Consider the following 20,746-nt stretch of genomic DNA (forward strand, 5'->3'; position numbering starts at 1 on the left):
GTGTCGCGACACTCGCAAGCGCTTATGAACCGGGGCGTCCGGAGCTAAGGTGCGGACATGGCAAAGGCGCCCAGAGTTCTCGGAATCGTGCTGGCCGGCGGCGAGGGCAAGCGGCTGATGCCGCTGACGGCGGACCGGGCCAAACCGGCCGTCCCGTTCGGGGGCAGTTATCGCCTGATCGATTTCGTGCTGTCCAACCTGGTCAACGCGGGAATCCGGAACCTCTTCGTACTGACGCAGTACAAGTCGCACTCGCTGGACCGCCATGTCACGGTCACCTGGCGGATGTCCACGTTGCTGGGCAACTTCGTCAGCTGCGTGCCGGCCCAGCAACGGCTCGGACCGCAGTGGTACCAGGGCAGCGCCGACGCGATCTACCAGTCGATGAACCTGATCGACGACTTCCAGCCCGACATCATCGTTGTGTTCGGCGCCGATCACGTGTACCGGATGGACGCGTCCTCGATGGTCGCCGCGCATATCGAGCGCGGGAACGGCGTCACGGTGGCCGGGATCCGGGTGCCGCGGGCCGAGGCGTCGGAGTTCGGCGTGATCAAGACCGGTGCTGACGGTCACGTGATCGAGGAGTTCCTGGAGAAGCCTGCCGATCCGCCCGGGCTGCCGGACTCGCCGGACGAGACGTTCGCCTCGATGGGCAACTACGTGTTCAGCCGGGACGTGCTGGTCGACGCGCTGCGCAAGGACGCCGCCAACCCGGCCTCGCGGCACGACATGGGCGGCGACATCGTGCCGATGCTGGTTGCCGAGGGCAAGGCCGGCGTCTACGACTTCAAGGACAACGACGTACCGGGTGCGCTCGACCGCGATCGCTCGTACTGGCGCGATGTCGGGTCGCTCGACTCGTACCACGAGGCGCACATGGACCTGGTCTCGATCCAGCCGGTGTTCAACCTCTACAACTCCGACTGGCCGATCTTCACCTCGCACCCGCAGCTGCCGGGCGCGAAGTTCACCGACGACGCGACCGTCGGCGAGTCGATCGTCTGCCAGGGCTCGATCGTGTCCGGCGCGCACGTGGACCATTCCGTGATCGGGTCGAACGTGATCGTCAGCGCCGGCGCCGACATCCGGTACTCCGTGATCATGGACAACTGCAAGATCGGGAAGAACGCCGTACTGAAGAACGTGATCCTGGACAAGAACGTCGTGGTCCCGGACGGTGTCGAAATCGGCGTCGACCCGGACTTCGACCGGGAGCGTGGCTTCATCGTGTCCAAGGGCGGCGTGACGGTGCTCGGCAAGGGCCAGGTGATCGAGCCGCCGAAGGCCGCCGCCGTCGACGAGGTTGCCGAGGCGTGAGCACAGAGGCTGAAGCTCTCAAACTAGATGCCGCGGACGCCGGCCACCGCGACCTGTTCGACGTTCCGCCGGCGCAGGGTGGCGACTACCCCGAGGTGGCGTACTTCGCCGGCAACTCGCTCGGGCTACGGCCGAAGGCGACCCGGGCCGAGCTGCTCGAGGACCTGGACGCCTGGGCGGCGCTCGGCGTCGAGGGCCATCTGGACGCTGCCAGGCCCTGGTTGCCGTACCACGAGCTGCTGACCGGTCCGGCGTCCCGCCTGGTCGGGGCGTTGCCGAGCGAGACCGTGGTGATGAACTCGCTGACCGTCAACCTGCATCTGCTGATGGTGTCGTTCTACCGACCGACCCGCTCGCGCCACCGGATCGTGATCGAGGACGCCGCGTTCCCCTCGGACAGTTACGCCGTACGGTCGCAGGTCGCCTTCCACGGGTACGACGCCGAGGACGCGGTGATCCGGCTGCGTCCACGGCCGGGTGAGGACAGTCTGCGTACGTCGGACGTCGTCGAGCAGCTCGGTGGCGACGTGGCGCTCGTACTCCTCGGTGGGGTGAACTACCTGACCGGCGAGTTGATGGACATCCCCACGATCACCAAGGCCGGGCACGCGGCCGGTGCGGTCGTCGGGTGGGATCTCGCGCACGCGGCCGGCAACGTGCCGCTGGCGTTGCACGAGTGGGACGTGGACTTCGCGGCGTGGTGCTCGTACAAGTACCTGAACTCTGGACCGGGCGCTCTGGCCGGGGCGTTCGTGCATGAACGCCACCTCGGTACTGACCTGCCACGGTTCGAGGGCTGGTGGAGCACGGAGGCAGCGACACGGTTCGAGATGACACCCGAGTCGCGGCCGCCGGCGAGCGCGGACGCGTGGCAGGTATCGAACCCGCCGATCTTCTCGATGAGTCCGGTCCGCACGTCGCTGGAGCTCTTCGACAAGATCGGCATCGAGACATTGCGGGAGCGGAGCTTGCGATTGACGGCGTACCTGGCGAAGCTGCTGGCACCCGTGCCGCTGCAGGTCATCACCCCATCCGATCCGGCCCGGCGTGGCGCTCAGCTGTCGCTACGGGTCAGCGGGATGCGGGCCGGCGAGCTGTCGCGGCGGCTGCGCTTTGGGTACGGCGTGATTGCGGACGCGCGAGAGCCCGACGTGGTGCGGCTGGCCCCGGTCCCGCTGTACTCGACGTACCACGACTGCTGGCGGGCCGCGACGGCGTTGGCTGAGGTGATGGCATGAAGGTGGCGATCGTCGGAGCTGGGCTGACAGGTTCGTTGCTCGCGTGCTTCCTGGCGAGGCGTGGGTTGTCGGTGACGCTGTACGAGCGGCGGCCGGACCCGCGAGTTGCGCAGGTCGAGCGCGGCCGGTCGATCAACCTGGCCATCTCCGAGCGCGGGCTGGACGCGTTGCGGCGGATCGGCTTGGTCGACGAGGTGATGGCCGATGCGCTGCCGATGAAGGGCCGGATGATCCATCCGGTGTCCGGGCCGCTGGACTTCCAGCAGTACTCGGCGTCGGGCGAACGGGCGATCAACTCGATCAGCCGGGGGACGCTGAACAACGCGCTGCTCACGGCGGCTGCGGCCGCTCCCGGCGTGTCGGTGGAGTTCGAGCATCGGTTGGTCGAGCTGGACTCTGCTGCTGGTCGCATGGTGTTCGCGACGCCTGCCGGGAAGGTTTCGGTCTCTGCCGACGTCGTCCTCGGGGCTGATGGCGCAGGTTCCGCGGTACGCGAGCAGTTGCTTGCCGAGGGCATCGTTGCGGAGAACGTCGACTTCCTCGACTACGGCTACAAGGAGCTGTCGATCCCGGCGGCCGACGGCGAGTTCGCGCTCGACCCAGGTTCGTTGCACATCTGGCCGCGCGGTACGTCGATGATGATCGCGCTGCCGAACCCGGACAAGTCGTTCACCTGCACGCTGTTCTGGCCGACGGGCTCCTTCGACGCGCTGACTTCGGCGCCGGCTATCGAGGAGCACTTCCGGCTGAACTATCCCGATTTGTTGCCGTTGGCACCGGCGTTGGTTGACGACTACCTGAACAATCCAGTCGGCGTGCTCGGGACCGTACACACGTTGCCCTGGCAAGCACACGGACGTACGGCGCTGCTCGGTGACGCCGCGCACGCGATCGTGCCGTTCTACGGCCAAGGCGCGAACTGCGCCTTCGAGGACGTGGTCGAGCTCGACCGCAGCCTCGATGACACAGGCGGCTCATGGGCGCGGGCGTTGCCGCTGTTCGAGGCACGTCGTCGTGAGAACACGGAAGCGATCGCCGAGATGGCATTGGCCAACTTCGTCGAGATGCGCGACAAGGTCGCCTCGCCGGTGTTCCGTTTGTCCAAGCGGATCGAGCACACGTTGGAACGCGTCCTGCCCGGCACGTACGTCTCCCGGTACGAGCTGGTTTCCTTCTCCACAACGCCGTACGCCGAGGTTCAGCGACGGGTCCGCCGTCAGCATCAGCTCCTCGGCGCCGGAGCGGTCGCGGCGGCCGGCGTCTTGCTGGGGCTCGTCCGAAGGAGATCGCGGTGAGCCTGTGGACACCGGAGTTGCTGACCGGACAGCCTCGCTCGGTCGGGCTGTTGCGGCACTTCGTCGACGGGGAGTTCGTGGAGAGCCCGTCGACGTTCGCGAAGATCAGCCCGGTCACGGGCGAGCAGATCTTCGATGTGTGTGAGGCCGACTCGGCGACCGTGGATGCGGCCGTGCTCGCGGCGCGGGCGGCTCTGGACGGGCCGTGGGGGCGGATGAGCGAGCAGGACCGGGCGGCGGTGTTGCGACGAGTCGCGGACGAGCTGGAGCGGCGGTTCGAGGACCTGGTCGCGGCCGAGGTCGGCGACACCGGGAAGTCGATCAGCCAGGCCCGGACGCTCGACATCCCGCGGGGTGCGGCGAACTTCCGGGCGTTCGCGGACTTCGCGACGACGGTTCCGACCGAGTCGTACCCGACCGTCCTGCCGGATGGACGGCGCGCGTTGAACTACGCCGTACGGAAGCCGGTTGGTGTGGTGGCGATCGTCGTACCGTGGAATCTTCCGCTGCTCCTGCTGACCTGGAAGGTCGCGCCGGCGCTTGCCTGCGGCAACGCTGTCGTGGTGAAACCGTCCGAGGAGACTCCGGCATCGGCGACCGTACTGGCCGAGGTGATGGCTGCGGCCGGCGTACCTCCCGGTGTGTTCAACCTGGTCCACGGCTTCGGGCCGTCGTCGGCGGGGGAGTACCTGACCCGGCATCCCGGGGTGGACGCGATCACGTTCACCGGGGAGTCCGCGACCGGTACGGCGATCGCCAAGGTGGCCGCGGATCGGGTCAAGGCGGTGTCGTTCGAGCTCGGTGGGAAGAACGCCGGCCTGATCTTCGCCGACGCCGACCTGGACGCAGCGGTCGAAGGGTCGGTGCGGTCGGTCTTCACCAATGGCGGACAGGTCTGCTTGTGCACCGAACGGCTGTATGTGGAGCGATCTGTGTACGGAGAGTTTGCTGAGCGGCTGGCGGTGCGAGCTGCTGAGCTGACCTACGGCTGGCCCGCCGACGAGTCGACCATGAACATGCCGCTGATCTCCAAGCAGCACCGCGACAAGGTGCTGTCGTACTACGACCTTGCCCGGGCCGAAGGCGCTGAGGTGCTGGCCGGTGGCGGCGTACCGACGTTCGGCGATGCCCGTGATGGCGGTTGCTATGTGCAACCAACTGTGGTGACGGGGCTAACGGCGGACGCACGGACGAATCGGGAAGAGGTCTTCGGACCGATCTGCCATATCGCGCCGTTCGATACCGAGGACGAGGCGTTCGCCCTCGCCAACGACAGCGACTACGGCCTCGCCGCCACCGTTTGGACCCGCGACGTCGGCCGCGCCCATCGAGCCGGCGCCGCGCTCGACGTCGGCCTGTGCTGGATCAACACCTGGTTCCTCCGCGACCTGCGCACGCCCTTCGGCGGGGTGAAGTTGTCAGGCATCGGCCGAGAGGGCGGTCGGCATTCGGTCGACTTCTACACCGAAACCACCAACGTCTGCGTGGAGCTGACATGACAGTCGTACCTGGGAAAGCCGTTCCGCGGGGGCGGTTTCCGCATGTCAAGGTTGCTGGCGGGTTCGCGTTCGTTTCGGGTACGTCGAGCCGGCGGCCGGACAACTCGATCGCCGGGGCCTCGGTGGACTCGCTCGGCACGGTGTCGCTCGACATTCGCGAGCAGACCCGGGCCGTGCTGGAGAACATCCTGGACGTCCTGGCCGCGGTCGGGGCGGGGCTCGAGGACCTCGTCAGCGTGACGACGTACCTGGTGTCGATGAACGACTTCGGCGGGTACAACGAGGTCTATGGTCAGTTTTTCGACGAGTCCGGGCCGGCCCGGACGACTGTCGCAGTACATCAGCTGCCGCATCCCCAGCTGCTGATCGAGATATCGGCTGTTGCGGCCGTTCCAAAAGGACGCAGCCCGCAGAAGGAGTGAACAGATGGCGAACCTGGAGTCGACGAACTTTCCGCAGTGGATCGAGGAGAACAAGCACCTGCTGAAGCCGCCGGTCGGCAACAAGCAGATGTTCCCGACCGGGGACGACTTCATCACGATGGTGGTCGGCGGTCCGAACCAGCGCACCGACTTCCACGTCGACCCGTACGAGGAGTTCTTCTACCAGATCTCGGGTGAGCTCAAGGTCAACGTCATGACCGACGAGGGCCCGGCAACCGTCGCGGTCAATGCCGGTGAGATGTGGGTGCTGCCGCGGAACATGCCGCACTCCCCGCAGCGCGGCCCGAACTCGATCGGCCTGGTGATCGAGCGAGTTCGGGAAAAGGGCACGCTGGAGAAGTTCCGCTGGTACTGCGCCAACTGCAACGGGATCGTCCACGAGGTCGAGCTGCAGGTGACCGACATCGTCGCCGACCTGCCGCCGGTGTTCAACGCCTTCTACTCGGACGAAAAAGCCCGCACCTGCCCGAACTGCGGCACCGTTCACCCGGGTAAATGACCGTCGATGTCCACACCCACCTGGTTCCGCACGGGTGGCCGGACCTCTCGGTAGCGTGCGGCGGCGACGGCTGGCCGTGGTTGCGGATCGATTCCGAACGAGCCGCGATGATCATGGTCGGCTCGACCGAGTTTCGCCCGATCGGACCGCAGGCTTGGGATCCGGCCGTCCGTCGCGCGGACATGGATGCCGATGGCATCGATCTGCAGGTGGTGTCGCCGACGCCGGTGTTCTTCGGGTACGACCGGCCCGCCAAGCAGGCGGTCAAGCTGGCGGAGATCTTCAACGACCTGACCCTGCGAACGCTGGCCGATGATCCGAGGTTCGTGCCGTTCTGCCAGGTGCCGTTGCAGGACCCGGACCTCGCCTGCGCCGAGCTGGACCGGGCGCGAGCGGCCGGCCACGTGGGTGTGGAGATCGGGAACCATGTCGGCGACAAGGATCTCGACGACGCCGGGATCGTTGCCTTCCTCAACCACTGCGCCGAGACCGGGACGCCGGTCCTGGTCCATCCGTGGGACATGCCGGGCGGGCCTCGGCTGGACCGGTGGATGGCGCGCTGGTTGACGGGCATGCCGGCCGAGACGCATCTGTCGATCCTGGCGATGATCCTGGGCGGGGCGTTCGACCGGTTGCCGCCTGCTTTGAGGATCTGTTTCGCCCACGGAGGTGGCAGTTTCGCGTTCTGGCTCGGCCGGCTGGAGAACGCCTGGCGACGGCGCGGGGACATCGTCCGTGGTTGCTCGGAGCATCCACCGTCGTACTACCTGGACCGGATCCTGGTCGACACGGTGGTGTTCGAATCAGCGCCTTTGCGGCTACTTGTCGATACCTTGGGTGAAGACCGCGTTCTGGTCGGCAGTGACTATCCCTATCCACTGGGCGAACGGCCGGTCGGGGAGGTGGTACGAAAGGCCGGTTTCCTGACCGCGGAGCAGCAGCACAAACTGCTGACTGCGAACGCCCTGAGCTATCTCGGGAGGTCTGATGAGTGAGGACCGATCAGTGCTGACTCGCACGGCCCGTGAGCCGGACGAGGAGCTCAAGTACGGCGGCCAGGCGGACCAGGTGATCGACTACTGGCACGCGAAGGAGTACCGGCCGCTGGTCGTCTTCGTGCACGGTGGCTTCTGGCGGCCGGAGTACGACCGGGTGCACGCCCGTCCGCACTGCGCGGCTCTCTCCGACCTGGGCTGGCCGGTGCTGTCCCTGGAATACCGGCGTACCCCTGGGGACCCGGATGTCACTACTACTGACATCCGTACGGCGCTGGACGCGCTACCGGACCTGGTCGACGTCCACGCCGGCTACGTGCTGATGGGTCACTCCGCCGGCGGTCAGTTGGCCCTGTGGGCCGCTTCCACGCTCAACCCGGTCCGCCTGCGCGCCGTGCTCGCCCTCGCACCAGTGGCGGACCTGCTCCTGGCCGACCGGCTCGAGCTCGACGGTGGCGCAGTACAGGCGTTCATCGGCGGCGGCGTACGCAACGACCTGGACCCGGTCCACCTCCCGCCGTCCATCGCCCCGGTCTCACTCGTCCACGGCGTCAACGACAGTGTTGTCCCGCTCCGCGTGACCGAGTCCTACTTCACGGCCCACCCCACGGCCCGCTTCCTCCGCGTCGAGCACTCCGGCCACTACCAACTGATAGACCCGCGCACCGAACCCTGGCACGAGGTGACCACCGAACTGACCCACCTGACCAACTGAACGGTTATTTGAGGCGTTTGGCGGCGGTCAGGAGGCCTTCGGAGGTGGGGAGGAGGGCGGAGACCAGGTGGTCGTCGTCGCGGACGGCGCGGATCAGGTCTCGCAGCGCCATCGTGTCGGGGTCGCGGTGGGCCGGCTCGGCGACCCGGCCGCCGGTGAGGATGCCGGCGAAGGCGACGATGCCGCCCGGGCGGAGCAGGCGGAGGGCTTCGTGCAGGTACGCCGTGTTCTCGCGACGGTCCGCGTCGCAGAAGACCAGGTCGTAGTGCCCGTCGGTCAGCCGGGTGACCACGTCCAGGCCGGCGCCCGCGATCAGCCGGAAGCGGTTGGACGCGACTCCGGCGTCGAGGAACGTCTTGCGGGCCAGCCGCTGGTTCTCCGCGTCGATGTCGACCGTGGTGAGCGTGCCGTCGGTGCGCATCCCGCGCAGCAGGGCGAGCCCGGAGACGCCGGTCCCGGTGCCGATCTCGACGACCGCCTTGGCGCTGACGCCGGCGGCGAGCAGGCTCAGCGCGGCCGCAGCGCCAGGTCCGATCGGGGCGACACCGCTGTCCGCGGCGCTCGCCCGTGCACCGGTGACGACTTCGTCCTCACCGGTGTAGTCCTCGGCGTACGCCCAGGACGTCGGGTCGATGCCGGTGGCGATGATGCCCTCCCAGGAGTCGGACGAGTGTGCGGCGGCAGGTCTACTCATGCTGAACCAGAGCCTAGCGGTTGGCGGTCCGCATTCCGTGGTGCACGCGCTGAGGTTGCGCACTCCTGCTCATAACAACTGCCCCTCAATCAGATATGATCGTCTTCAGGCAGACGTGAGGGAGGTGCGGAGTGGGGTCAGGCGCGAATGACGTCGATGCCGGCTTCTTTGAAGACGGTCAGCGAGGACTCGTCGGCCTGGGCGTCGGTGACGAGGGTGTCGATCTCGCTCAGCTCGCAGATCCGGGCGAATGCGCGCTGCCCGAGCTTGGACGAATCGGCCACCACGCACACCTTCGCGGCCCGGCTGACGATCAGCTGGTTGATGTTCGCCTCGCCCTCGTGATGAGCGGTGGCGCCGGTCTCGTCGATCCCGTCGACGCCGATGAAGGCGATGTCCAGCGACAGGTCGGCCAGGATCCGGTGCGACAGCGGCCCGATCATCTCGTAGGACTGCGGCCGCGCCACTCCGCCGGTCAGCACCATCTTCACGTGCGGCCGGACGATCAGCTCGTTGGCGATGTTCAGCGCGTTGGTGACGAGGGTGAAGGCCGGCTCGCCGTGCTCGGCGTTCAGCTCCGGCCGGGTCGCCAGCGTGCGCGCCACCTCGGAGATCGTCGTACCGCCGTTCATCCCGATCACCATGCCGCGACGCACCAGCGTGGCCGCCGCCTGCGCGATCCGCTGCTTCTCGGACGCGAAACGCGCAGTCTTGTAGCGCAGCGGCAGGTCGTACGACACCGCGTTGGCGACCGCGCCGCCGCGGGTCCGAGTGAGGAGCTGCTGCTTGCCGAGGTGGTCGAGATCGCGCCGGATCGTCGCCGCGGACACATGCAACTGCTCGGCGAGCTCGTCGACGTCGATGGCGCCCTTCTCGGCGAGCGACTCGAGCAACGTGTTGAGGCGTTCATAACGCTTCACTCGGGGCTCCTCCTTCACACAATCGGTCAGCCCGGTGGCGGCTGGTTGGCACCATTCGATCACGTTCGAGCAGTTTCGACCATCAGAAGTGCGGAGACGACATGACCCAGACGCCATTTGTGAGCACTGAGATCGCCACTCAGCCGGACCTTTGGCGGCAGGTTGCGGACGGTTTCGCGCAGTACGGCGGTGCACTTCCGAAAGCCGGTCAGCGAGTTGCAGCCGTGGGCTGCGGGACCTCCTGGTTCATGGCGATGGCGTACGCCGCCCTTCGCGAGGACCTGGGCCAGGGCGAGACCGACGCGTTCGCGGGCTCGGAGTTCCCGGCCGACCGCACGTACGACGCGGTGGTAGTGATCAGCCGGTCCGGTACGACGACCGAGGTGCTCGACCTGATCCGCGCGACGGACCTGCCGACCGTGGCGATCACCGCGACCCCGGGCTCGCCGATCGTCGAGCTGGCCGACCAGACCATCATGCTGGACTTCGCCGACGAGCAGTCCGTTGTGCAGACCCGGTTCGCCACGACCACGCTGGCTCTGCTGCGCGCGTCGCTCGGCCAGGACCTGACGCAGGCCGCTGCGGACGCTCAGACCGCACTGACCCTCGACGTCGACGACCTGGCCAAGCTCGAGCAGGTCACGTACCTCGGCACCCGCTGGACCATCGGCCTGGCGCACGAGGCCGGGCTGAAGCAGCGCGAGGCCGCGTCGGCGTGGACCGAGGCCTATCCGGCGATGGACTACCGGCACGGCCCGATCGCGATCGCGCAGCCCGGGCGGGGCGTCTGGATCTTCGGCGAGCCGCCGGCGGGCCTGCTCGAGGACGTGGCCGCGACCGGAGCCACCGTCGTACACCACGACCTGGACCCGATGGCTTCGCTGGTCGTCGCCCAGCGGGTGGCGGTCGCCAAGTCGCTGGCCCTCGGCCTCAACCCGGACCAGCCCCGCAGCCTCTCCCGCTCCGTCATCCTCGACTGACCCCTGGCGGGTTGTGTGGCCGCTAGCGGGTTGTAGGACGCCAGCGGCCCGACAACCCGCCAGCGAGCGCTGCTGCTATCAGGCCTAGGCCGGCGGTGGTCAGGGTGGCTGGGGTGCCGATGAGGGGGACTAGTACGCCGGCGGTTGCTTGGCCTAGGGCGGACGCGCCGACGCGGAGGCTGGCGGCTGTGGTGCTGACTCGGCCCTGGAGAGCCGGCGGGCTGTACTGCTGGCGTGCTGCGAACATCGCGGGCAGCGCCGGCCCTTCCGTGAGTCCGGCGACGACCGCGAGCAGCAGGAGTACGGCGAACGTCGTGGCCAGCGACCACGTGGTCAGCACCAGGCCGTAGGCGGCGACCGACACCATCACGACGTACTCCGGCCGCACGCGGAGGCGGCCGAGTAGTAGTGCCGTGGTGACGCTGCCGAGTTCGACTGCTGTCCACAGGTAGCCGGCTGCTGACTTCGGTAGGCCGAGCGACGGCATGTGTAGTGGCAGGGCGATCAGCAGCATGCCGGTGAAGCCCATCAGCAGGGTGGTCGTGACGGTGGATGCTCGCAGCCGCGGGGTACGGGCGAGGTGGACGAGACCACCGATGACCGAGCTGAGGAAGTGCTCGCCGCCGGCGCCGACCGGTGGGAGCGCAGGCAGCCGGCTGATCGCGAGAATGCTCAGCACCGCCGCGATCACGATCACCACCACGGCAGCGTCGACCGAGATCACCGCTGCGATGGTGGCCGCGGTCGCAGGTCCGGCGATGGTCGCGGTGCTGAAGCTCACCGACTCGAACGAGTTGGCCCGCGCCAGCCGCTCCGGCCGGAACAGGCTGGGCAGCATGCTGGTGAACCCACCGCTCACCAGTGGCAGCGTCGCTCCCGCCACCGCTGCGAGTGCCGGCGCGATCCAGTGCGCACTGTGTCCGACGACTGCCAGAAGCCCCAGCATGACTACACCCAACGTCGCCTGGTTGACCGCGAGCGCGCTGCGCCTGTACGGCGTCCGGTCGAGCCAGGCCCCGAGCAGTGGGCCGGTGACGATGGCCGGCAGCGCGTACGCGGCACCGGTGATGCCAGCGAGCGCGGGGCTGTCGGTGCGATCCAGCACCAGTAGAACGAGCGTGAACGCGACCATCTCGTCGGCGAACCGAGCCAGCGTCGCCGCGAAGTAGTAGCTGGGCACGCCGAGCCTCCTGTAACGCTAATCGATCTGTTACGCGTTACGCTAGCAAATGCGTTACGGGAGGAGTGCAGTGGAAATTCAGTCCCCGGATCGGCTGATCCGGCTCGCCGTCGACCTGGTGAACACGCGCACGCGGGAGCCCGAGCAGCTCACCTCGCCGGCCGCGCTGCGCGCCTTCCTGCTCGAGCACGGCGAGCCCGAGCCGATCGAACTGAACGAGGACGACCTGATCGCGGTCCGGGCCGTCCGTGAGCGGTTGCGGCCGGTCTTCGATGGCGAGGACGGGGCGAAGGTGCTGAACGGATTGCTGGCGGAGTACGCCGTACGCCCGTATTTGTCGGATCACGACGGGGCGCCGTGGCATCTGCATGTCGCGGAGCCGGACGCGTCGTGGGCCGAGTGGCTGGCGGCGACGACCGCGCTCGGGCTGGCGACGTTCGCGGCCGGCCACGGGTTCGAGGCGTTGGGTGTTTGTGCGGCGGTGGATTGCGAGCGGGTCTTCGTGAATCCGGCGGAGCGCCGGCCGCGGCGGTTCTGTACGCCGAGGTGCTCCAGCCGGACCCGGGTCGCGTCGTACCGGGCCCGTCAGAGCTGAGCGAGACCTCATGCGAAACCAGTTTCGCATGAGGTCTAGTATTTGCGAAAGCGCTTGCGCTACTCTGCGGAACGGTCGGCTCGCCGATCGCCATCCCCGCTGAGGAGTTCCGATGAACAGATTCGCAATCCGTTGTGCGGCAGGGCTTTCAGTACCCTTCTTGCTGGTGGCCTGCTCCAGTGCGCCGTCCTCGCCGGCTGATTCCAGCTCCGGCGGACAGGTCACGATCACGGTCGGTGACCGACCGACGAGTTCCGATCCGGCGAACCGGGCCCAGTACGACCAGAAGGTCGCCGACTTCGAGAAGGCGAACCCGGACATCAAGCTGAACCCGGTCGAGACGCTCTGGGACCCGACCACCTTCCAGGCGCAGGCGGCCGGCGGCCAGTTGCCCGACGTACTGAACGTCCCGTTCACCGAGCCGCAGGGCATGATCGCCCGCAAACAGGTCGCGGACCTGACCAAGGTGCTCAAGGACGACGGCCTGCTCTCCGAGCTGAACCCGAACGTGCTCAAGATCGCCCAGGACCAGTCCGGCAACGTGTACGCCGTACCGACCGCGGCGTACTCCGTCGGCCTGGTCTACAACCGCAACCTGTTCACCAAGGCCGGACTGGACCCGAACAAGCCGCCGGCGACCTGGGACGAGGTCCGGGCGGACGCCAAGGCGATCGCGCAGAAGACCGGTCAGGCCGGCTACGCGCAGATGACCACGAACAACACCGGCGGCTGGATGTTCACCACTCAGACGTACGCGTTCGGCGGCTCGATCGAGAACGCGGACGGTAGCCAGGCGGCGTTCGACGACGCACCGTCCAAGGCCGCGCTGCAGGCCCTGCACGAGATGAAGTGGGTCGACAAGTCCATGGGCCAGGCCGTGCTCTACGACATCGACGGGATCTCCAAGGCGTTCTCGGCCGGCAAGATCGGCATGTACATGTCCGCTCCGGACGCGTACCGCACGCTGGTCAACGTGAACGGCCTCAAGGCGTCGTCGTTCGGTATCGGCCCGATGCCGCAGCAGGGCGGCGACCACGGCACCCTCAGCGGCGGCAGCGTCCAGATCGTCAGCCCGAGTGCGACGGACGCCGAGAAGGCGGCCGCGGTCAAGTGGATCAAGTTCTCCTACCTGAACAAGTACGTCGACCAGAGCGCCGCTGTGACGAGTGCGAAGAACGGTGTGGCGGGCAAGCTGCCGGTCGGCGTGCCGGGTCTCCCGGTGATCGCGGCGGACCAGTGGTCGACGTACCAGAACTGGATCAAGCCGTACGTCAACGTGCCGCTGGACAACTTCGCGCCGTACACCAAGGTGGCGGCCGACCAGAAGATCATCCCTGAGCCGCCGGTGAAGGCTCAGGAGGTGTACGCCGCGCTCGACCCGGTCGTGCAGACCGTGCTGGGCAACCAGAAGGCCGACATCCCGGCGCTGCTGACCAAGGCCGCCGGCACCGTGAATGCCAAGCTCGGGCGCTGACTTGCTTCGCCGCCTGCGCAATGGGGGACCGGCAGTGCTGTTCGCGCTGCCGGTGCTCCTGGTCTTCGTGGTGTTCTCCTGGGGCCCGATCCTCAAGGGCCTGGTGATGAGCTTCCAGCAGACCAATCTGATCGATCCGGTCAAGTGGGTCGGGCTGGAGAACTTCCGGTACGTGCTGACCGACCCCGGCGTCGGTCAGGCCGCGCTGAACACGGTCTGGTTCACCTTGCTGGCTTTGCTGTTCGGCTTCCCGGTGCCTGTGCTGCTGGCGATGTTCCTGTCCGAGTTGCGTGGCAGGTCCTGGCTGTACCCGACACTGGCGTACCTGCCGGTGATCACGCCGCCGGTGGTCGCCATCCTGCTCTGGCGGTTCTTCTACGACCCGTCGCCCAGCGGGATGTTCAACAGCATCCTCGGCTCGGTCGGGCTCGGACCGTTCCTGTGGCTGGACAGTCCGCACTCGGCGATGCCGTCGATCGTGCTGGAAGCCACGTGGGCAGGTGCCGGCAACGCAGTGATCATCTACCTAGCCGCATTGACCTCTGTACGCGCGGACTTGTACGAGGCGGCCGAGCTCGACGGTGCAGGCGTCGTACGGCGGGTGTGGCACGTGATGTTGCCGCATCTGCGTGGCGTCCTGCTGTTGATGCTGCTCTTGCAGGTGATCGGCACGATGCAACTGTTCACCGAGCCGCTGCTGTTCACCGGCGGCGGACCGCAGGGGTCGACCATGACGATTCTGTTGCTGATCTACAACTACGCCTTCGTCAACGGCGACTACGGCGCCGCTACTGCGTTGAGCGTGCTGCTGGCGCTGGTACTCGCCGTGGTGTCGGCTGTCTTCCAGTTGGCGACGCGTGGCTGGAGTACCGAGTGAGCGGCGACCGGGGTGCGCTGTCGGATACGGACCGCAGGCTTACCCGGGTTCGAGTGCCGTTCGTCATCGGACAGGTCGTCGTACTGATCGGACTGGTCGTGGCTGGGCTCGGTCCGTTGCTTTGGTTGCTCAAGGCAGCGATTTCGCCGACGCAGGACAGCATCCGCTCACCACTCGCGTGGTTCCCGTCCGGTCAGGTGCAGTGGCAGAACCTCGCTACGGCGTGGCAACAGGGCCATATCGGCTACTACCTCGGCAACACCGCGATCATCGCGGCGGGTACTGCGCTCGCGTCGCTGATCGTCTGTACGACGGCCGGCTACGTGCTGAGCGTGCTCCGGCCGAGATGGGGCGCGGTGATGTCCGCAGGGATCCTGGCCACGTTGTTCGTACCGCACATCGTTTCGCTCGTCCCGCTGTACCTGACTGTGCTCAAAGTGCCAGTAGTACACGCGAACCTGACCAACACGTTCTGGGCGGTCTGGTTGCCACCCGCGGCCAATGCGTTCAACGTGCTGGTCGTGAAGCGGTTCTTCGACGGCATCCCGCGCGAGTACTTCGAAGCGGCCCGGATCGACGGAGCCGGTTCGATCCGCGTGTTCACCTCGCTCGTGCTCCCGCTGTCGCGGCCGATCCTCGGTGTGGTCGTACTGCTGAGCATCATCTCGTCCTGGAAGGACTACCTGTGGCCCCTGCTGGTGCTGACGAATCCGGATCTGCAGCCGGTCTCGGTCGCGTTGCCCAAGATCGCCAAGGTGACGGAGCTCAACATCCAGTTGGCGGGCCTGTTCCTGGCCCTGCTGATCCCGGTGCTGCTCTTCCTGGTCTTTCAGCGAGCATTTCTGCGTGGCGTGGGCCTGTCTGGGGGCATCAAGGCGTGAAGCGTGTTCTGGTCACCGGTGCGGACGGATCGATCGGCCGGGCCGCAGTCGTCGGCCTGCAGTCAGCTGGGTACGACGTGACTGGCCTGTCACTGCGCTACGACCACACCAGTACGGCGGACCGCCCGCTGGTAGGCGATGCGCGGTCAGCCGAGGATGTGGCCGCAGCACTCGACGGTGTGGACGCAGTACTGCATCTGGCTGCCATTCCGCACCCCAGCCTTGGTACGCCGGAGGAGGTGTTCGAGAACAACGTTGCCGCGACGTTCAACGTGCTGGCGCAGGCTGGTCAGCAAGGGGTCGGCCGGGCCGTGATCGCGAGCAGTATCAACGCATTCGGCGTACCGATGAACGTGAACGACGTCGAGCCGGCGTACTACCCGCTCGACGAGGAGGTGGAAGCCGACATCGCCGATGCGTACTCGTTGTCCAAAAGTGTGGACGAGCAGAGTGCACGGATGGCGTGGCGGCGTTGGGGGACGAACGTGATCGCACTGCGTTTCCCGCTGGTGAAGACTCGCGAGGAGCTGTTCAAGTTCGCTGCCCGAGCGGAAAACGACCCGTCGGTGATGGCTCGGGAAGGTTGGGCCTACCTCGACCTGCGGGACGGTGTGCGGGCGATCATCGCGGCACTCGAGTCAAATGCTGCTGGAGCACACGTGGTCGGGCTGGCGGCTGATGACGTGCTGATCGACCGGCAGACGGACGAACTGCTGCGCGAGTACGCGCCGACGGTGCCGCTGCGGCGAGCTGTGCAGGGACGCGGGTCGCTGGTCGACACCAGTCGGGCGCGGGAGCTGCTGGGCTTCAAGCCGAAGTACTCGATCCACGACGAGGATCAGGTGGTCTCCGCGGTGATGACCTGAGGGGCGACGTACCGGATGCCGGGCTGCGGGTCGGGCTCGAGGAGGTGGGCTGCCACCTGACGGCCGATCTCCTCGAGCCCGACGTCGATCGTGGTGAGGTGGCGGGTGACGCGCTGGTCGTGCATCAACGTCTCCCAGTTGTCGACGCCGATCAGCGCGACGTCGTCGGGCACGGACCGGCCGCTGGCTTGGACAGCGCGCTCGGCACCGCGCGCGATGGCATCGCTGCCGCAGAAGAGCGCGTCGATGTCAGGCGCTTCGGCCAGCACTTCGGCGGCGGCTTCGGCTCCGAAGCCTTCGCGCCAGCGGCCGAACCGCACCGGGGTGGCCCATTCGAGCCCCGCCTCCGCGAGGACCTCCTGTGCGCCGGCTGCTCGACGCTGGGCCGCGTTGTCGTGCGGCTCGGCCGTGAGGTGGGCGATTCTGCGCCGGCCCTTCGACAGCAGGTGGCGTACGGCGAGCCGGCCGATCTCGTCATCGTCTGCGGTGATTGTGACGTCGCTGGGGTCCTCGGTGAAGGTGAACGCGTAGATCACCGGCACCTCGAACCGGCTGGTCAGCGACGGGCTCGGGAACGACGTACCGGCGCCGATCACGATCACGCCGTCGATCCGGCGGGCCCGCAGCTGCAGGATGCTCTCGGTGATGTCGCGGTCGCCCAGCCGGGCGTCGTACAGCAGGATGGCCTGTTCCTTGGCGCCGAGCTCGGTGGCGACGGTGGCCAGCACCACGCGGGTGAACGGGTTCGACGCGCGGTGGGTGAGTACGCCGATGGTCTGGCTGCGGCCGCGGGCGAACGAGCGGGCCAGTGCGTTGTGCCGGAAGCCGAGCCGGTCCGCGGTCACCCGGACGTGCTGGCGGGTGGCCTCGGAGATCCGGTCGGTGCCGTTCAGCGCCTTGGAGGCGGTCGACAGCGACACCCCGGCCGCAGCGGCCACATCGGACAGGGTGATCACTGATTCGGCCATCTCTACATCGTAGTCAGCTTTGAGCCGTTGACAGCGCGGACGTGGCGTATGAAGGTGTGATTTGCGAAACCGCTTTCGCTTCCCCTGGGAGGAGCACTCTCCATGACCCGTCGCCGTTCTGGCGCAGTCAGTCTTCTCACGGCCGGCTTACTGCTGGCCGCCGTACTCCAGTCACCGGCCGGTGCAGCGACCACTGCTGCGCCGACTCTGACCATCACACCGACCACGGTCGGCAATACCTTCACCGTCGGACAGCAGGTCAAGCTGGGCTTCAGCACCGACGCCACCACCGTCAACTGGACAGTCCGCGATGCAGGTGGGACCGAGGTGGCCAAGGGCTCCGCATCGGCCGCCTCACTCAACGGACAGCTCGCGCTGTCGATCAGTACGCCGGGCTGGTACCAGACTGATCTCACCGCGGTCGGGTCCGACGGTACGACGACGCTCGGTGGCACCGACTTCGCCGTACTGACTCCGCATGACTTCTCCACCTCGACAGACACCCGGATCGGTGTCGCGGGCGCACTGGGGTTCAGCAGCGCGAGCAACCCCGGTCTGGAATCCGTACCGCTGATGGCCAACGGTGGCATCTCCACCGACCGCGACGAGGCGTTCTGGTCGGCGGCCGAGACCACCAAGGGCGTCATCCAGTTCCCGCAGAAGGTCAAGGACTACAAGGCCGCGCTGGACGCGAACCACGTCGACTTCCTGAACATCCTCGACTACGGCAACACGCTGTACTACCCGGACGAGGCGCCGTCGACCGACGAGCAGCGGGAGGCGTTCACCCGGTACGCCGTTGCCGCGGTGGATCAGTTCGGCACCGAGCACACGACGTACGAGCTGTGGAACGAGTGGAACCTGCGCGACCCGAACGGTGCTGCGAAGGCCAGTCCGGAGAACTACGTCGCTCTGCTCAAGATGGTGAGTGCGGCGGTCCGGGCGAAGCACCCGGACGTGAAGCTGACCGGTCCGTCGCTGGCGGTCATCAACGACTGGCAGGGCTGGTTCACCAAGTTCGCCGACCTTGGTGGGTTGGACTACGTGGACGCGGTGACCATTCACCCGTACGTGCAGCCGCTGGACCCAGAGGCCTCGGTCACGTACATGAACACCATCCGCAGCATCATGACTGCGCATGGCTCGAACAAGCCGATCTACATCACCGAGCAGGGCTGGGCCACCGGTACCAACCCGAGTGCGGTGTCCGAGCCGGCTCAGGCCCGTGACCTCGTACGCGGCCAGTTGCTGTCGTACGGCGCCGGCGTGGCTCGCTACAGCTCCTACAACTTCATGGACTCGGGTACGGACCCGTCGAACGTCGAGCACCGGTTCGGCCTGGTGCGCAACCGGCTCGACTCGCGTGGTGCGCTCGTACCCAAGCCGTCGTACGTCGCCACCGCGGTCCTGGCCCGTCAGATCGACGAGCTCCCGCTGATCGGCGAGACCCGCTTCGGCACCAACGGGTACGACGTCTCATTCGACGCCGGCGGTGGACAGAGCGTCCACGCGGTCTGGTCCGCCACGCCAGGAGTGGTCGCGGCGACGGCACCCGCCGGCTCGACTGTCCAGGTGACCAACCTGTACGGGGTTGAGACGACACTGACGGCGGATGCGGGCGGCCATGTCTGGGTGTCCGCTGGACCGGACCCGGTCTACCTGCGTGGAGCAATCACCGGTGCGATGTTGCCGTCCAGTCGGTTCGCACTGGCGGTCGCACCTGAGATCGCGGGCGACCCGGCCACCGGGACGCTGAGCTTTACCAACCCTGACCAGGTCACGCACTCCTTCACTGTGACCGCAGGTGGTGCCGACACCACCGGAACGGTCGCGGCCGGTGCCACGGCCACCGCTCCGGTCACGTATCCGGCACAGGACTCCACCGGATCGCGCACGTACTCCGCAAAGGTCAGCGTGGATGGCCAGGCAGTCGCACTGGTGTCGGCGACCGGCACGGCGACTCCACCGCTGTCCGTGACCGCTTCGCACGTACTCAACGGCAGTGGAAAGGACCTGCTCCGATTCCGCGTTACCAACGCCTCGTCGCACCCACTGAAGCTCGCCGGGCTCGACTGGGCATCCGGTACCAAGTCCGGGACCCTCTTCGCGGGCTGCACGATCGCGGCGCACTCCACCCGGGAGGCCGACGTACCGCTGACGCTCACCGCAGCGTCCACGTGGTCGGCGACCCTGCGTCGTACCGGAGCGACTGACATCAAGGCGTCCGGCACTCTGACCCCGGTCAGCGCGCCGACCATCGCGAAGCGGCACACCGTCAAGCTGGACGGCGTCATCGACCCAGTGGTCGCCCGACAGCCCGCGATCGCGCTGGAAGGGACCGGTACGCCGCCGGTGACTGGCTGGGGTGGACCGAGCGATCTGTCCGGTTCGCTGTGGATCACACACGACGACAACAACCTGTATCTGTCCGCCAAGCTCACCGATGACGTGTTCTCGCAGCCGAACCGGGACGGCAACATCTGGGGCGGTGACGGTCTGCAGCTCGGAATGACCGCAGGTGCTCCGGGTGAAACGACCCAGACCCAGGAGATCGGTGCAGCGCTGACAGACGCCGGTCCGGTGGACACCTGGCGGTGGACGCCGACTACTCAGGCTGGTACGCCGCCTGGCGTGCAGGCCAAGGTGGTCCGGGACGAGGCCGCGCACACCACGACGTACGAGATCGCGATCCCGTGGACCACGGTCGGGTTCGCGGCGAAGGACCGGCTGCTGTCGACGACCGTGGTGATCAACGAGAACGACGGCACCGGGCGGCGTGGCTGGCTGACCTGGGGCAAGGGCGTCGCGGAGACGAAGAACCCGGCCATGTTCAACGCCGTACGGCTGGACCCGGCAGCGGCTAAGTAGCCGCGCACTGACTCGGCGTAGGTGCCCTGGAACGCTGCCCGAGGGGCACCTACGCCGAACCCGCCCGGCACGCCTAGGATCAGGGCTAGGACCACGGGGTATCGGGGAGGAGTGCGAGTTGAGTCACACCGTGCTGGCCGAGCTGGTGGCCAACGTGCTGAAGGTCACCGCGAAGGCCGGGGACACGGTGCGGCCGGACGACACCCTGGTCATCCTGGAGTCGATGAAGATGGAGATCCCGGTGCTCGCCGAAGTGGCCGGCACCATCACCGAACTGAGGGTCGTCGAGGGCGAAGTGGTCCGCGACGGCGACCCGATAGCCGTGATCGAAGAGAAGTGATTCAACCGAAATGGCCGCCCGCGCGTCTTGTTTAGTGAGAGGCCTGTCCGGGAACTTCCGGTCGGGGCGCCGCGTTGAGCCGTCGTACGAACAAACCAG

General features: G+C 67.3%; 20 protein-coding genes. 16 read left to right on the plus strand and 4 right to left on the minus strand.

The window, feature by feature from the left end; all coding sequences use genetic code 11:
* Window positions 1-57: 57 nt before the first annotated feature.
* From glgC to EV650_RS29295, 8 genes are read left to right on the plus strand one after another with little or no spacing between them, the layout of a single operon-like run.
* The gene (glgC, locus tag EV650_RS29260; RefSeq protein ID WP_134122183.1) at window positions 58-1,320 is read left to right on the plus strand and encodes a glucose-1-phosphate adenylyltransferase; all 1,263 of its coding nucleotides are present in this window, start codon (window positions 58-60) and stop codon (window positions 1,318-1,320) included.
* Complete coding sequence (gene kynU, locus EV650_RS29265) at window positions 1,317-2,558, plus strand: kynureninase (protein WP_134122184.1); 1,242 nt, start codon at window positions 1,317-1,319, stop codon at window positions 2,556-2,558. Before glgC ends, kynU begins: the two co-directional genes overlap by 4 nt.
* The gene (locus EV650_RS29270; protein WP_134122185.1) at window positions 2,555-3,853 is read left to right on the plus strand and encodes an FAD-dependent oxidoreductase; all 1,299 of its coding nucleotides are present in this window, start codon (window positions 2,555-2,557) and stop codon (window positions 3,851-3,853) included. The genes kynU and EV650_RS29270 overlap by 4 nt, the downstream gene beginning before the upstream one ends.
* A complete protein-coding gene (locus tag EV650_RS29275; protein ID WP_134122186.1) occupies window positions 3,850-5,352 on the plus strand; it encodes a 2-hydroxymuconic semialdehyde dehydrogenase in 1,503 nt (500 codons plus the stop codon). Before EV650_RS29270 ends, EV650_RS29275 begins: the two co-directional genes overlap by 4 nt.
* Window positions 5,349-5,774, plus strand: a complete 426-nt coding sequence (locus tag EV650_RS29280; RefSeq protein WP_134122187.1) for a RidA family protein — start codon at window positions 5,349-5,351, stop codon at window positions 5,772-5,774. The genes EV650_RS29275 and EV650_RS29280 overlap by 4 nt, the downstream gene beginning before the upstream one ends.
* Before the next feature lie 4 nt (window positions 5,775-5,778).
* On the plus strand, window positions 5,779-6,294 hold the full coding sequence (locus tag EV650_RS29285; RefSeq protein ID WP_134122188.1) for a 3-hydroxyanthranilate 3,4-dioxygenase: 516 nt from the start codon (window positions 5,779-5,781) through the stop codon (window positions 6,292-6,294).
* Window positions 6,291-7,289, plus strand: coding sequence for an amidohydrolase family protein (locus EV650_RS29290; protein WP_134122189.1), 999 nt, complete (start codon window positions 6,291-6,293; stop codon window positions 7,287-7,289). Before EV650_RS29285 ends, EV650_RS29290 begins: the two co-directional genes overlap by 4 nt.
* The gene (locus EV650_RS29295) at window positions 7,282-8,004 is read left to right on the plus strand and encodes an alpha/beta hydrolase family protein (protein ID WP_134122190.1); all 723 of its coding nucleotides are present in this window, start codon (window positions 7,282-7,284) and stop codon (window positions 8,002-8,004) included. The genes EV650_RS29290 and EV650_RS29295 overlap by 8 nt, the downstream gene beginning before the upstream one ends.
* A 4-nt stretch (window positions 8,005-8,008) precedes the next feature.
* Here the strand turns inward: EV650_RS29295 and EV650_RS29300 are convergent, their stop codons facing one another.
* Window positions 8,009-8,698 carry an O-methyltransferase gene (locus EV650_RS29300; RefSeq protein WP_134122191.1) on the minus strand — a complete coding sequence of 230 codons (690 nt, stop codon included), beginning with the start codon at window positions 8,696-8,698 and terminating at the stop codon, window positions 8,009-8,011.
* A 137-nt stretch (window positions 8,699-8,835) separates the two neighbouring features.
* Window positions 8,836-9,618, minus strand: coding sequence for a DeoR/GlpR family DNA-binding transcription regulator (locus EV650_RS29305; RefSeq protein ID WP_134122192.1), 783 nt, complete (start codon window positions 9,616-9,618; stop codon window positions 8,836-8,838).
* Between the two features lie 101 nt (window positions 9,619-9,719).
* On the opposite strand from EV650_RS29305, the gene EV650_RS29310 reads away from it, so the two are divergent.
* Complete coding sequence (locus tag EV650_RS29310; protein WP_134122193.1) at window positions 9,720-10,598, plus strand: SIS domain-containing protein; 879 nt, start codon at window positions 9,720-9,722, stop codon at window positions 10,596-10,598.
* A 22-nt stretch (window positions 10,599-10,620) separates the two neighbouring features.
* Here the strand turns inward: EV650_RS29310 and EV650_RS29315 are convergent, their stop codons facing one another.
* Window positions 10,621-11,778, minus strand: a complete 1,158-nt coding sequence (locus tag EV650_RS29315; protein WP_134122194.1) for an MFS transporter — start codon at window positions 11,776-11,778, stop codon at window positions 10,621-10,623.
* 70 nt (window positions 11,779-11,848) lie between these two features.
* Between EV650_RS29315 and EV650_RS29320 the strand changes: the two genes are divergently transcribed.
* The 5 genes from EV650_RS29320 (at window position 11,849) to EV650_RS40750 (ending at window position 16,471) form a co-directional block, all read left to right on the plus strand.
* Window positions 11,849-12,373 (plus strand): CGNR zinc finger domain-containing protein, encoded by a 525-nt coding sequence (locus EV650_RS29320; protein ID WP_238174513.1) that lies wholly within the window; start codon window positions 11,849-11,851, stop codon window positions 12,371-12,373.
* Between the two features lie 166 nt (window positions 12,374-12,539).
* Window positions 12,540-13,847, plus strand: coding sequence for an extracellular solute-binding protein (locus tag EV650_RS29325; protein WP_166678309.1), 1,308 nt, complete (start codon window positions 12,540-12,542; stop codon window positions 13,845-13,847).
* Window positions 13,848-13,881: 34 nt separating this feature from the next.
* Window positions 13,882-14,724, plus strand: a complete 843-nt coding sequence (locus EV650_RS29330; protein ID WP_238174514.1) for a carbohydrate ABC transporter permease — start codon at window positions 13,882-13,884, stop codon at window positions 14,722-14,724.
* The gene (locus tag EV650_RS40745; protein WP_238174515.1) at window positions 14,721-15,605 is read left to right on the plus strand and encodes a carbohydrate ABC transporter permease; all 885 of its coding nucleotides are present in this window, start codon (window positions 14,721-14,723) and stop codon (window positions 15,603-15,605) included. Before EV650_RS29330 ends, EV650_RS40745 begins: the two co-directional genes overlap by 4 nt.
* Window positions 15,602-16,471: an NAD-dependent epimerase/dehydratase family protein gene (locus tag EV650_RS40750; protein WP_202874972.1), complete on the plus strand. Its 870-nt coding sequence runs from the start codon at window positions 15,602-15,604 to the stop codon at window positions 16,469-16,471. The genes EV650_RS40745 and EV650_RS40750 overlap by 4 nt, the downstream gene beginning before the upstream one ends.
* Here the strand turns inward: EV650_RS40750 and EV650_RS29340 are convergent.
* Window positions 16,444-17,439, minus strand: a complete 996-nt coding sequence (locus EV650_RS29340) for a LacI family DNA-binding transcriptional regulator (protein WP_134122199.1) — start codon at window positions 17,437-17,439, stop codon at window positions 16,444-16,446. The two genes, EV650_RS40750 and EV650_RS29340, sit on opposite strands and share 28 nt — an antisense overlap.
* Before the next feature lie 102 nt (window positions 17,440-17,541).
* Here EV650_RS29340 and EV650_RS29345 point away from each other — a divergent pair, with 102 nt between their 5' ends.
* Together EV650_RS29345 and EV650_RS29350 are read left to right on the plus strand one after the other, a co-directional pair.
* Window positions 17,542-20,307 carry a sugar-binding protein gene (locus EV650_RS29345; RefSeq protein ID WP_134122200.1) on the plus strand — a complete coding sequence of 922 codons (2,766 nt, stop codon included), beginning with the start codon at window positions 17,542-17,544 and terminating at the stop codon, window positions 20,305-20,307.
* A gap of 118 nt (window positions 20,308-20,425) precedes the next feature.
* Window positions 20,426-20,647, plus strand: a complete 222-nt coding sequence (locus tag EV650_RS29350) for a biotin/lipoyl-binding carrier protein (RefSeq protein ID WP_134122201.1) — start codon at window positions 20,426-20,428, stop codon at window positions 20,645-20,647.
* Window positions 20,648-20,746: the final 99 nt, after the last annotated feature.

Origin of the sequence: Kribbella kalugense (assembly GCF_004365875.1) — a bacterium.
Classification (GTDB): Bacteria; Actinomycetota; Actinomycetes; order Propionibacteriales; family Kribbellaceae; genus Kribbella; species Kribbella kalugense.

Bases quoted from the DNA above. Each gene is read 5' to 3' on its own strand.
- EV650_RS29270 (WP_134122185.1), top strand. From the start codon at position 2,555: ATGAAGGTGGCGATCGTCGGAGCTGGGCTGACAGGTTCGTTGCTCGCG.
- EV650_RS29290 (WP_134122189.1), top strand. From the start codon at position 6,291: ATGACCGTCGATGTCCACACCCACCTGGTTCCGCACGGGTGGCCGGAC.
- EV650_RS29285 (WP_134122188.1), top strand. From the start codon at position 5,779: ATGGCGAACCTGGAGTCGACGAACTTTCCGCAGTGGATCGAGGAGAAC.
- glgC (WP_134122183.1), top strand. From the start codon at position 58: ATGGCAAAGGCGCCCAGAGTTCTCGGAATCGTGCTGGCCGGCGGCGAG.
- EV650_RS29310 (WP_134122193.1), top strand. From the start codon at position 9,720: ATGACCCAGACGCCATTTGTGAGCACTGAGATCGCCACTCAGCCGGAC.
- EV650_RS29340 (WP_134122199.1), bottom strand. From the start codon at position 17,439: ATGGCCGAATCAGTGATCACCCTGTCCGATGTGGCCGCTGCGGCCGGG.
- EV650_RS29345 (WP_134122200.1), top strand. From the start codon at position 17,542: ATGACCCGTCGCCGTTCTGGCGCAGTCAGTCTTCTCACGGCCGGCTTA.
- EV650_RS29300 (WP_134122191.1), bottom strand. From the start codon at position 8,698: ATGAGTAGACCTGCCGCCGCACACTCGTCCGACTCCTGGGAGGGCATC.
- EV650_RS29295 (WP_134122190.1), top strand. From the start codon at position 7,282: ATGAGTGAGGACCGATCAGTGCTGACTCGCACGGCCCGTGAGCCGGAC.
- EV650_RS29280 (WP_134122187.1), top strand. From the start codon at position 5,349: ATGACAGTCGTACCTGGGAAAGCCGTTCCGCGGGGGCGGTTTCCGCAT.